The organism is Planctomycetia bacterium (genome assembly GCA_034440135.1).
GTDB lineage: Bacteria > Planctomycetota > Planctomycetia > Pirellulales > JALHLM01 > JALHLM01.
The window spans coordinates 18626-31375 of sequence record JAWXBP010000341.1; the positions used below are offsets into that span (position 1 = coordinate 18626).

General features: G+C 62.2%; 7 protein-coding genes. All 7 read left to right on the top strand.

Features of this window, described 5'->3' with window-relative positions:
- Positions 1 to 136 precede the first annotated feature (136 nt).
- A complete protein-coding gene (locus tag SGJ19_20645; GenBank protein MDZ4782662.1) occupies positions 137 to 3253 on the top strand; it encodes a hypothetical protein in 3117 nt (1038 codons plus the stop codon).
- Positions 3254 to 3391: 138 nt separating this feature from the next.
- Positions 3392 to 3982: a hypothetical protein gene (locus SGJ19_20650; protein MDZ4782663.1), complete on the top strand. Its 591-nt coding sequence runs from the start codon at positions 3392 to 3394 to the stop codon at positions 3980 to 3982.
- A gap of 67 nt (positions 3983 to 4049) precedes the next feature.
- Entirely contained in the window at positions 4050 to 5399 is a 1350-nt protein-coding gene (locus SGJ19_20655; GenBank protein ID MDZ4782664.1) for an MFS transporter, read from the top strand.
- A 78-nt stretch (positions 5400 to 5477) separates the two neighbouring features.
- Entirely contained in the window at positions 5478 to 5981 is a 504-nt protein-coding gene (locus tag SGJ19_20660; GenBank protein ID MDZ4782665.1) for an NYN domain-containing protein, read from the top strand.
- 777 nt (positions 5982 to 6758) lie between these two features.
- Positions 6759 to 7862 (top strand): LysR family transcriptional regulator, encoded by a 1104-nt coding sequence (locus SGJ19_20665; protein MDZ4782666.1) that lies wholly within the window; start codon positions 6759 to 6761, stop codon positions 7860 to 7862.
- 2 nt (positions 7863 to 7864) lie between these two features.
- Positions 7865 to 12439, top strand: coding sequence for a glutamate synthase large subunit (gltB, locus tag SGJ19_20670; GenBank protein ID MDZ4782667.1), 4575 nt, complete (start codon positions 7865 to 7867; stop codon positions 12437 to 12439).
- The coding region (gene gltD, locus SGJ19_20675; protein ID MDZ4782668.1) for a glutamate synthase at positions 12432 to 12750 on the top strand (319 nt) is incomplete at its 3' end. The genes gltB and gltD, both read left to right, overlap by 8 nt.

A 12750-nucleotide genomic window follows, 5' to 3' on the forward strand; every position in this document is an offset into this window, starting at 1 on the left:
ATGCCTGAATGTCGAAAGTCTTGTGGCCAGTCATTTGTCATTCGAGCTTCGTCATTCGGATTTCATTCGTCATTCAGATTTAGAAATGAGTCATTCCACCCAAGTCTCCGTCCATCCCTTGACCTAACTACCCCCCATGTCCGCTCTCTGGCTTAACGCTCGAACCCGCTGGAACGCTTGGACGCCTGAGCGTTACCCGCGGTTGTCGCGCGCGAAGCATGCGGGTTTGGCGTTCAGCATCGTGCTCTTGGCGTTCGTCGTCTTCCGGCTGACGGCGGTGCCGCTGATCGAGCCGCCGCGCCGCGTGGCGACCAATCGCGAGCAACGGGGTCCCGATCGCATTCATAACGCCGTCGAAGAACAACGGCGCAGGCTGGAAATCTTCTTTCAGCCGGGCGACTGGGAACTGGACAACGCCAAGGTGCTGGAAACCAGCCAGGGGATGTTGATCCTCAAGGATTACAAGACATTGGGCGAGGGCCGCGTCGAAATTCGCCCCTGCACCGTCGTGCTGCTGCCGGATGATCACGAGCAACTCGATAACGAAGCGAAAGCTCGCCGCGCCGTGTTGATGCGGGCGCCGGAAGGGGCCGTGTTGCAGTTCGAGGAATTCAACATTCGCATGGCGCGGGTTGGCAAGTTGATCGGCGGCGACCTGACCGGCGAGATCACTATCCACAGCCGGCAGAAAGATCCCGGTCCGGAGGACGATTTGCTCGTGCGGACGCGCGACGTGCAGCTTGCCGGTAACCAAATTGTCACCGAGGCCCCGGTCTCCTTTCGTCTCGGGCGCTCCAATGGTTCCGGCCGTTTGATGCAAATCGAACTGCTGCCGGACCGCGCGAACAACGGCGGTACGCACGGACCCAACGTCGGCGGTATCAACAGTTTCAAGCTGATGCATGACGTGAAACTGCATCTGGCACTGGACGATGTGAAGCAGGAAGAGAAAACGGCCGACCCGTCCAGAACGCCGGAGAAGCCCAAAGAACCGGAGCCGCCGGTCGAAATTACGAGCCGCGGGCCATTTGTGTTTGACGTGGAGCGCCGCGTGGCGACATTCACCGATCACGTCGACGTGCTGCGGCTCGTGCCGGACGCGCCGAGCGATCAATTGTTGTGCGAAACGCTGGCGGTGCATTTCTCGCCGAGAGGCGCCGCTGCGCCGGCTGCGAATTCCACTTCGCCCGGCAAATTGCCCAAGCTGGAGCCGGCCTGGATCGAGGCGTTCGGCAATCCCGTCGTTGCCCGCGCGCCGTCCAGCAAGATCGAAGCCCGTGGCGAGTACCTCGCTTACGATCTGCGCACGCGCAGCGGGATGTTACAAGCGAGGCGGCAAGGGGAACAAGTACGCGTCTCTCAAGCCGCGAATGAAATTCAGGCCCGGGAGTTGCATTTCGCCCCGAGCGCGACGAAAGGAGAGCTGGGCAGCTTCCTGGCGATTGGCCCGGGCTGGATGCGCGGCACGCTGCCGGATCAACCGGACGAACCGATCGAAGCCCGTTGGTCGCACGAAGCGCGGTTGCGTCCGCATGAAGGAATGCAAGTCCTCTCTGTCACCGGTCGCGCGTATGTGAAATCGTTCGCGCGCGGCGATCTGGCGGCCGATGAAATCCACGCCTGGCTGATTCCCGGCGCTGCACTTCCAGATGGCACGAAGTCGAAGCCGACGCCGAACCGCTTGCTGGCCACGGGCGACGTGAAGTTCAACTCAACGCAGATTGAAGGACAGGTCGATCGTCTGGAGACGTATTTCGAACAGCCCGCGACGATCGCGCCTGCGAACTTCCTTCCGACGGCCGCAGGGACGTCGGTCATTCAGCCCAGCGTGTATTTACAGGCGGCGCAAGGCGCCGGCGTCAGCGCCCCATCGCCTTCCCCCATCATCGGCGCAACGCCGTTGACCGCCACGCCCAATCTATTGGCGCAAGAGCCAGTGGACGCGCCGCCGGCGCAGCGATTCGACGTGCGCGGCAAGAACCTGCGCATCAAGTTGATTCTCGAAGAACCACAGGCGCGGCTGGCGGAGCTGGTCATCGATCAGGACGTCGAGCTGAACGAGATTCAGACGACCAACCCCGACGACAAGCCGATGCGACTCACTGGCGATCGCGTGCATCTCACGCAACAAGCGCCGCAACAATCGCTCGTCACCATCACCGGACGGCCAGCGCATGTCGAAGCCCAGGGCATGGCGCTCGATGCGCCGCGGATCGAACTCGACCAGACCGCAAACTTGTTGCTTGCGCCGGGCGCGGGCAAGATGGACATCTTTGTCGACCGTGACCTGGACGGGAATCCGCTGCCAGAACCGAAGCCTCTGCAAGTCACCTGGCAAGCCGGCATGGAATTCGACGGCCTCATCGCGCGCTTCCATCAGGCCGAGGCGCGGCAAGAACAACAGGTGCTGAAGGCCAACGAATTGAAAGTCACGATGCAGGAGCCGATCAACTTCCAGCGCGGCATGGCGGACAAATCGCCGGGCGCGTCGAACGAAGCGCCGACGAAGCTGGCGCGAATCGATTGCACCGGCGACGTGCATCTCTATCAGTACCTATATGAACTGGGCCAACTCGTCGCCTATCGCGAATTGCGCGCGCGCGATTTGGGCATCGATCAAGAATCAGGCGACCTCTTGGCGCACGGCCACGGCTCACTGCAGAGCGTGCAATTCGGCTCGCAGAATCCGTTGATGGAGAATTCGATCGCACAACCGCCTCCGTCAACCGCTGCCCCGGGGGACAAGCCCGAGAAGCTCAATTTCCTGGGCGTGGAATTCGCCGAGGCCATCACGGGCAACATGAAACGCAAAGAGATGACGTTTCACCACAGGGTCCAGGCGGTGTACGGCCCCGTGACCGAAATGCGGGCCAAACTCGATCCGCGCCGCTTCAATCCGAAAGATGCGGAAAGCTTTTGGCTCACGACCGACGCCCTGACGGTGCGGCAAGGCCCAAAGAATCCGCAAGGCAAACCCACTGCCGAATTAGAAACCGACGGCGACACGCGCATCGAAGCGCAAAAGTTCAACGCCTGGGCGTCGAAGCTCACGTACGCGCAAGCCAAGGACCTGATTACTCTCAAAGGAGACGGCTACACCGACGCCGTGATTAGTCGCATCGAACGCGTCGGCGACGCGCCCAAAGAAACCCGCGCCGGCACGATCCAATACTCCCGCGCGAACCAAAGTGTAACCGTCGGCGACTTTCAGTACCTCGATTTCAGTGAAATCGGCGGCAAAAAGAAGCAGTGAGGCGAGCGGCTTTCACACAACGCACCGATGGCGAGCGGCGAAGCTGACCCAAAGTTCTCTCTCCTGCGTCTCAGCGCCTCCGCGGTTCAACATGGTTTTCCTCAAGTTCGCACGAAAATCCGTCGATGATCTGGCCGCATGTGGTGCGCGCGGTGTCAGCAACATGTCGCGGCGATTGTCGGAGATGCCGACGGCGTGGCGGTCTGCGCAGAGTGCGGTGAAGCGATTGACGCGTTCGCCGACCTGGCTGGCGTTCATCTGACCAACGTCACGCCGTCGACCAAATCAACGCGCCGCGACCAGACGGCGGAAGCGATTTCGCCTCGCTTGCCTAACTTTGGCTATTCGCGGGCGCGCCTGGACCATATCGCGCGTCGCCTCGACGCCTTGGGCAAACTTGCCCAGCCGGACGAACAAGCTTCGGCGATTGCCAAGAGTGCGACTGCCAACACGCCGGATCGCTCCGTGCTGCGAGCGTGGATCGCGCGGATCGGTTTATTCTGCGGATTGTCGACGCTGACCTGCGGCATAGCGCTCGCCGTCTGGTCGCTGTTCGGCGATCAGGCGTTGTTGTGGAAGGTTGGGTTGCCGACCGCTCTGGTGGGGCAAACCATGTTGCTTGCGGCGCTCGCGAGCCAATGGGAATACCGCGGCCGACCATCGGCGAAATCACTTGCTGTGACCGCGGCGCGCGAGACGCATCGCAAAGAATCGCGGGCAACCGTCTGAACCGAGACCTCCGGCAGCGTGTCCGCTGGAGGTTCCGCACGTATTTCGCTTCCTTTGCGAGTTGGTCATGGCGATTCGGTTTGGGATTCTCCGCAGTCCGGCGACGGCGCGGCGTATAATGGGTGATTCGCTTCCCGCCGAGTTTCCCGCCCCGATGATGCGTGCCACGGCCAGTCTGGATCTTCCCGAAGCCCGGCCGGCACGCGCGAAACCTGCCCTCCGTCCGAAGCCGCCGCAAGCGAGCGCGTACGACCGGAATTTCTGGTTCAGCTACGCGGCGAATTTCTTCATGGTGGCGGCCGTCAGCTTGCTGTTTCGTTACTCCGATTTCGTCGCGCACCTGGGCGGTCGCGAACAGCACTTGGGGTGGATCGTCGGCGTCGGCATGCTGGGCAGCCTGTCGATGCGCATTTTTCTGGGCGCTGGGATCGATCGCTACGGACCGCGGATCATCTGGATCGCATCGCTCGCGGGATTTGTCGTGAGTTGTCTGGCGCAACTCATGGTGGCGCGCGTCGACGGCTCGGCGATTTACTTCTGGCGGATCGTCTATCAAACCAGCATCGCCGGTTGTTATGGCGCGAGCATCGCGTACGTTTCGTCGCGGGCGCCCGTGGAGCGCTTGGCGGAAGTGGTCGGCACGCTCGGTACGTCGGGCTTTCTCGGCATGCAATGCGGGACGTTGCTGACGGATTTTCTCTCGGCGCACGCGCCGATCTGGTCGATGTTCTGCGGCGCGGCGACGATGGGTTTTGCGTCGCTGGTTTGCGCGACGTTCGGCGCGCGCAACGCCGTGCGCCATCCGCAACATCGGCGGTTGCCCATTTTTTATGTGCTTCGAAAGTATCGACCGGGGCCGCTGCTGGTCGTCGCCGCGGCGATGGGCTTTGGCTTAAGCCTGCCGACGGTCTTCGTGCGCCCCTTCGCCGCGTCGATTCAAGTGGCGTCGATCTCCTGGTTTTTTAGCGTCTATACGATCACCGCGTTCGGCGCCCGAATGGCGCTGCGGCGGATGGCGGATCAATACGGTACGCGCAGCGTGGCACTATGCGGACTTAGCTCGTTGATCGCCGGGATGCTGTGCTTTATCCCGATCACGGAAGGCTGGCACCTGATCGTGCCGGCGTTCATGATCGGCGCCGCGCATGCCATGCTGTTCCCCGCAGCGACGGCCGGAGTGAGCCGCGCCTTCCCGGCGCGCTATCGCGGGCTGGCGACGACGCTCACGATGGCGATGTTCGATTTCGGCGCGTTCGTGGTCTCGCCGCTGGCGGGCGGATTGCTTTGGCTTGCCGAACGCAACGGCGTGGCGGCCTACCCGACGATGTTCGCCAGCGTGGCGGCGTTCCTGACGATCTTGGCCGCGGCCTACGCCTACAGTTCCAGGCTCGTCGTTGCGCCGTTGGCGGCCGCGTAGCGGCGCTTGTGCAATGTGCCGGGCGACTTAGACTGAGTTCCCATTGAGGTAACTCGTTCTCTCGCCTTCCGGCCGCGCATGAAGCTTTTGATCGACGGCTACAACCTGCTGCATGTGGCGGGCCTCATGGGCCGGCGTCTTGGTCCCGGCGGCTTGGAACGCGCGCGGAATGCCTTGCTCGGACTGCTGGCGTCGAGTCTGACGCCTGAGGAGGCGGCGCGCACGATCGTGGTATTCGACGCCGGGGCGAAGGCTCCGCGCGACCGCCCGCGGCATGAGCTATTGCATGGCATCCAGGTGCAATACTCCGAACCTGGCGAAGAAGCCGACGACCTGCTGGAGCGGTTGATCGCCGCCGACAGCGCCCCCAAGCAACTCACGGTCGTCTCGGGCGATCACCGCCTGCAACGCGCCGCCAAACGCCGCAAAGCGACGGCGGTGGCGAGTGAAGCGTGGCTAGAGGAACTCAACCGCCGCCGCGGCTCGACGCCGACTGCCCGACCGCCGCGCACCAGCAAGCCGACGGAACCGCTGACTGCGGAGGAAGTGGAGGCTTGGTTAAAGGAGTTTGGCGTGGGGTGAGCACTGGCCGTCAGGCGTAGCCGTGGGAAGTACGCCTATCACTCAAATTGGTCTTAGCGAGTCGAACCATGGACAACGAGAATCCCTTCGCCACTCCCACAAGCACTTCGCAGGGGGAAGATGCAGAGGGCGAATTGAATGTTTCGATATCAAAACTCGATCGGCTGACGTCTCAGCAGGCCCAATGGCTAACTCACTCGCGATACGCAATGCGACTGCTCTCGGTCGCTGTTGGATTGATCGTACTTTTTTGCGCCGGACAAGTGTTCTATGTACTTGTCTTCCTTGGCCCGGATTCAGAATTCCCTGTATAAGAGCAGGTACGGAACCAAACGCTCTTGTCCAATGCCATTCGCGGGGGAATCGGAATTTGGATTGCGCTGGCCGTGTCGCGACTCGATCGTGCCGTCGGCCGGGTGCTGGAATTTGACGCCGCGCCGGCCGCCGTCAATCGCGCGATACGACTCGGACGGAACGCTTGGTTGTCGTTGGCCTGTGCCTTCGCTTTGATGTTGCTCTCGGGGTTGGCATACCCGTTTCTTGTCTTGCTTAGCCGATAGGCCCAGGCATCCGCGCCCCGCGTCTCGTTCGGACCGGCTTCGACTCGAATCTGGCGCTCGATCCAGGCCACACGCAGGCAACGGCGAAGTCCGGACTTAGTGCCACCAGCCCCCCGAACCTGCTTGACCCCGGGTCTGTCCCCGTTTATTGTATTATGCTCCCTGCGAATGTTGCTCCTGCGCTGTATTTGTATTCTTCATCCGAAGGTTGTCCCCCGTGCATCTCAAAAGCCTCAAGGTTTTCTGCGATGTCGTCCGGCTCCGCAGCTTCTCGCGGGCGGCGGAGGAGAACGAGATTTCCCAGAGCGGCGCCAGCCAGGTGGTCAACCAGTTGGAGCAACGGCTGGGCGTGCGGCTGATCGACCGATCGAAGCGGCCGTTTGTCCTAACTCCTGAAGGGGAAGCCTATTACGACGGATGCCGTGGGCTGGTCGAGCGGTATTTCGTCCTCGAAGACAAGGTCCGCACCCTGCATCACGAGGTAGCCGGCCGGCTCCGCGTGGCGTCGATCTACTCGGTCGGCCTCCACCATATGAGCCGGTATTTGAAGGAGTTCCTCAGCCGGCACCCGAAGGCCAATGTCCGGCTGGAGTACCTGCATCCCCACCGGGTCTATGACGCCGTCGAGCGGGATAAGGCCGACCTTGGCCTGGTCAGCTATCCCAAGAGCTCCCGGACCGTTCTGGCGATCGAGTGGCGAACGGAGCCGATGATCCTGGCCTGTTCGCCAGAACATCGGTTGGCGAACGAGGCGTCCATTGAACTAGCTCAATTGGCTGGCGAGGCCCTGGTCGGGTTCGATGAAGGGCTGACCATCCGCCGGGAAATCGACCGGGCGCTCCATCTGGCCGACGTGGAAGTCTCCACGGTCATGGAGTTCGACAATATCGAGACCATCAAGCGGGCGGTTGAAGTCGGGACGGGCGTGGCCTTGCTCCCGGAACCGACGGTGCAACGTGAAGTCGCGGCCGGCAGCTTGAAGGCGGTCCCGTTGGCGACCGAAGAATTGGTCCGCCCGTTGGGCATCATTTATCGCCGTGGGCGCGAGTTGGCGAGCGTCGCCGAACGCTTCATTGAATTGCTGCGCCGCGAAAGCAGCGTGGACGAGCCGATCGCGCTCGACGGTCGAGAACATCATGCGGCCGGTAATGGTCATGTGGCGGCGAACGTCAACGGCGACTCGGCGACCGAAGGTACGACATCTTCTCTTGCAGATCATGCGCCCGAATTCAACGGCGCCAGCGATACATCACATCCATCCACTGGGGACGCGCGCACCGCACGCACGGCGCTTCGCTTTCCCGCGGCGATGAGGAGTTAGCCATGTCCGACGCCCAACGAAACACCGGACTCCCTGCGCGCCAGGGCCTCTACGATCCGGACAACGAACACGACGCCTGCGGTCTGGGCTTTGTCGTTGACATTGAGGGGCGCAAGAACCACGCGATTGTGCATCAAGGCCTGGAAATCCTGGTCAACCTGACGCACCGCGGCGCTTGCGGCTGCGATCCGCTGACCGGCGACGGCGCCGGCATCCTGACGCAATTGCCGGATGAATTTCTGCGCGCCAAGACGGAAGAGTTGGGCATCACCTTGCCGGCCGTCGGCGACTACGGGGCCGGCTGCGTCTTTCTGCCGCAAGAGCAGGAAGAACGCGAGCATTGCCAGCGCCGGCTCGAAGAGCTGATCAAGGAAGAAGGTCAAACGCCGCTCGGTTGGCGCGAAGTGCCGATCGACAATCGCTGCATCGGGCACACCGCGCGCGACGTGGAACCGTTCATTGCGCAGGTCTTTGCCGCCCGCGGCGAGAAGACGTCGCCGGAGATGTTCGAGTGGAAGCTATACGTGATCCGCAAACGGCTGGAGCGCGAGATTCGCGAGAGCGGCCTGTCGCAGAAGAAATACTGCTACCTGCCGAGCCTGTCCAGCCGCGTGATGATCTACAAAGGCTTGATGCTGGCCGATCAGGTCGAGCGTTTCTACGCCGATCTGGCCGACGAGCGGTTCAAGTCGGCGCTGGCGCTCGTGCATCAGCGCTACAGCACCAACACGTTCCCGACGTGGGACCTCGCGCAGCCGCTGCGGTATCTCGCGCACAACGGCGAGATCAACACTGTCCGCGGCAACCGCAACTGGATGCGGGCCCGCGAGAGCATGTTGGCCAGCGAAAAGTATGGCGCGGACCTGAAGAAGATTTTCCCGATCTGCACGCCGAGTGTCAGCGACTCCGCCTCGTTCGACAACGTGCTCGAAATGCTGGTGATGACCGGTCGTTCGCTGGTGCAGGCGATGTCGATGCTGATTCCCGAGCCGTGGGCCGGGCACGAAAGCATGTCGGACGAGAAGAAGGCCTACTACGAATACCAGGCCTGCCTGATGGAACCATGGGACGGTCCGGCGTCGATGGCGTTCACCGATGGCACGGTGATTGGCGCGGTGCTAGACCGCAACGGGCTGCGGCCCAGCCGTTACACGGTCACCAGAGGCGGCCTGGTAATCATGGCTTCCGAGACGGGCGTGTTGAGCATTCCACCGGAAGACGTGGTGGAAAAGGGCCGCCTGCGCCCCGGGAGGATGTTCATGGTCGATACCGCGCAGAAACGGATTATCGACGACGCGGAACTGAAGCGTTCGCTCGCTTCGCGGCGTCCGTATCGCCAGTGGATTACCGAGCGCCAGAAGTCGCTGGCAGCGTTGCCGGAGCCGGCGCACGTCAACGGCCACGTCGATCAACCGCTGCGCCGCTTGCAACGCACGTTTGGGTATACGATCGAAGACTTGAAGATCATCATGGGTCCGATGGCCATCGACGGCGCGGAAACGATTGGCTCGATGGGGAACGACGCGCCGCTGGCCGTGCTCTCCGATCGCCCGCAGTTGCTTTACAACTACTTCAAGCAACTCTTCGCGCAAGTCACCAATCCGCCGCTCGACGCGATTCGTGAGGAGATCATCACGTCGATGGTCACCACGATCGGCTCGGAAGGCAATTTGCTCGACGAGACGCCCGACCAGGGCGAGTTGCTGCGGCTGGAAACGCCGTTCATCGACAATCGCGAGTTGGAAAAGATCAAGTCGCTCAACTCCGGCCGCTTGAAGAGCCGCGTGTTGTCGATGCTCTTCCCGCGCTCGGCCGGTCCCGAGGGACTCGAAAAGCGGATGCAGGAACTACGGGCCGAAGCGTCGCAAGCAATTCAGGAAGGGATCACGATTTTGATCCTCTCCGATCGCGGCGTGAACGCCGACATGGTCCCGATTCCGGCGCTGTTGGCCACCAGCGGCGTGCATCATCATTTGGTCCGCGAAGAAACGCGCACGCATTGCGGCCTCGTCGTCGAAACCGGCGAAGCCCGTGAGGTGCATCACTTCGCGCTCTTGACCGGTTACGGCGCCGGCGCGGTGAATCCGTATATCGCGCTCGAAACGCTGGAGCAGATGCAGGCCGAGGGCTACATCCCGAAGGACCTGAAGCGCGAAAAGCTGGAAAAGAATTTCCTCAAGGCGGCCAAGAAGGGCGTGCTCAAAGTGGCGTCGAAGATGGGCATCTCGACGCAGCAAAGTTACCGCGGCGCGCAGATCTTCGAGGCGATCGGGCTGAACAGCACGCTGGTGAACGAATACTTCACCTGGACGGCGAGCCGCATCGAAGGGATCAGCATCGAGACGATCGCGGAAGAGACGCTGCGCCGCCACGAGTACGCCTTCCCGCGCGCGGAAGTGGCCTCGCTGCTGGACCTTGACGTCGGCGGGCAATACCAATGGCGCCGCAAAGGGGAAGCGCACATGCTCAACCCCGAGGTCGTCGCCAAACTGCAAATTGCCACGCGCTTGAACAGCAAGGCGGACTTCGAACAGTACTGCAAATTGATCGACCACCAGGAGCGCCAACTCCTCACCTTGCGCGGCCTGCTGGCGTTCAAGCAGGGGAAGCCCGTTCCGCTCGACGAAGTCGAGCCCGCGAAAGAGATCGTCAAGCGCTTCGCTACGGGCGCGATGTCGTACGGATCGATCTCGAAGGAAGCGCATGAGACGCTGGCCATCGCGATGAACCGCATCGGCGGCAAGAGCAACACCGGCGAAGGGGGCGAGGATCCGGCTCGCTACACTCTCGACGCCAACGGCGATAACCGTTCGAGCGCCATCAAGCAGGTGGCCAGCGGTCGCTTCGGCGTGACGATGGAATATCTGACGAGCGCCAAGGAACTCCAAATCAAGATGGCCCAAGGCGCCAAGCCCGGCGAAGGCGGGCAGCTTCCCGGTCATAAGGTTGACCAGGAGATCGGCCGCATTCGTCACAGCACGCCCGGCGTGGGTTTGATCTCCCCGCCGCCCCATCACGACATTTATTCGATCGAAGATCTCTCGCAATTGATTCACGATTTGAAGAACGCCAATCGCGCCGCGCGCGTCAGCGTGAAGCTCGTCGCCGAAGTCGGCGTCGGCACCGTGGCGGCGGGCGTTTCGAAGGGCAAGTCCGACGTCGTCTTGATCTCCGGTCACGACGGCGGCACCGGCGCGAGCCCGCAGACTTCGATTAAGCACGCCGGGCTGCCATGGGAACTTGGCCTCGCCGAGACGCACCAGGTATTGGTGATGAACGACCTGCGCAGCCGCATCGTCGTGCAAACCGACGGCATGTTGCGCACGCCGCGCGATCTGATCATCGCCACGATGCTCGGCGCGGAAGAGTGGGGCATCGCTACCGGCGCGCTCGTAACGATCGGCTGCATCATGATGCGCAAGTGCCATCTGAATACCTGCCCGGTCGGCATTGCCACGCAAGACCCCGAACTGCGCAAGAAATTCGAAGGCAAGCCGGAACACGTCGTCAATTTCTTCTTCCTGATCGCCGAAGGGATGCGCCAGTTGATGGCCGAACTCGGTTTCCGCACGATCAACGAAATGGTCGGCCGCGTCGATATGCTCGACACGCGGAAGGCGATCTCGCATTGGAAAGCCAAGGGGCTCGATTTCTCCGCCATCCTCCGCAAGCCGGACATGCCGGATTACGTCAAGACGCACCATTGCCAGGATCAGGACCACGGGCTCGATCAGTCGCTCGACTTGACGAAGCTGCTCGATCTCTGCAAGCCGGCGCTGGAAAAGTCGAAGCCAGTCACGGTGGACCTGCCGATTCGCAACATCAATCGCACCGTCGGCACGATTCTCTCGAACGAGATCACCAAGCGGTACGGCGCGAAGGGCTTGCCGGAAGACACCATTCAACTCAACTTCCGCGGCAGCGCGGGGCAAAGCCTGATGGCCTTCGGCGCGCCGGGTGTGACGGTCCGCGTGGAAGGAGACGTAAATGATTACTGCGGAAAGGGTCTCTCCGGCGGCAAGGTAATTGTCGCCCCGCCGCGCGAAGCGACGTTCCAGGCGGAAGCCAACATCATCGCCGGCAATGTCTGCCTGTACGGCGCGACGGCCGGCGAGCTGTATCTGCGCGGCATCGCCAGCGAGCGCTTCTGCGTGCGCAACAGCGGCGCAAAGGCGGTCGTCGAAGGCATTGGTGATCACGGTTGCGAATACATGACCGGCGGCGTGGCGGTGATTCTGGGCCGCACCGGGCGCAACTTCGCGGCCGGCATGAGCGGCGGCATCGCCTACGTGCTCGACGAAGACGGCACGTTCGCCAATCGCGTGAATCAAGAGATGGTCGAGCTAGAGGACATGAGCGATCTGGATGACCAGGTGGCCGTGATGGAACTGCTCCGCAACCACGTCCATTACACCGGCAGCACGGTCGGTCGCCGCATCCTGGACAACTGGGACCAGCTCAAAGACAAATTCGTCAAAGTGATGCCGAGCGATTACAAGGCGGCTCTGGCCTCGCAGCGTCAACAAGCCATGAACAGTCAAACCGGCCAGGTGGCCGTCGAGGAAGCCAATGGGTGACGTCCGCGGATTTATCAAGTACCCGCGCAAGCAGTACTCCAGCGAAGCGCCCGCCGAACGCGTGCATCACTATCACGAGTTCCTCAAGGTCCTGCCGATCGAGGAGATCGTCACGCAAGGCGCGCGCTGCATGGATTGCGGCGTGCCGTTCTGCCACACCGGCTGCCCGCTGGGAAACATCATTCCGGACTTCAACGACCTGGTCTATCGCCAGCAATGGCGCGAGGCGCTGGAACGCCTGCACGCCACGAACAACTTCCCCGAGTTCACCGGCCGCGTCTGCCCCGCGCCATGCGAGAGCGCGTGCGTGC

Excerpts from the sequence above, each read along its gene's own strand:
- SGJ19_20645 (MDZ4782662.1), top strand. The coding sequence starts at position 137 with ATGTCCGCTCTCTGGCTTAACGCTCGAACCCGCTGGAACGCTTGGACG.
- SGJ19_20650 (MDZ4782663.1), top strand. The coding sequence starts at position 3,392 with ATGTGGTGCGCGCGGTGTCAGCAACATGTCGCGGCGATTGTCGGAGAT.
- SGJ19_20655 (MDZ4782664.1), top strand. The coding sequence starts at position 4,050 with ATGGCGATTCGGTTTGGGATTCTCCGCAGTCCGGCGACGGCGCGGCGT.
- SGJ19_20660 (MDZ4782665.1), top strand. The coding sequence starts at position 5,478 with ATGAAGCTTTTGATCGACGGCTACAACCTGCTGCATGTGGCGGGCCTC.
- gltB (MDZ4782667.1), top strand. The coding sequence starts at position 7,865 with ATGTCCGACGCCCAACGAAACACCGGACTCCCTGCGCGCCAGGGCCTC.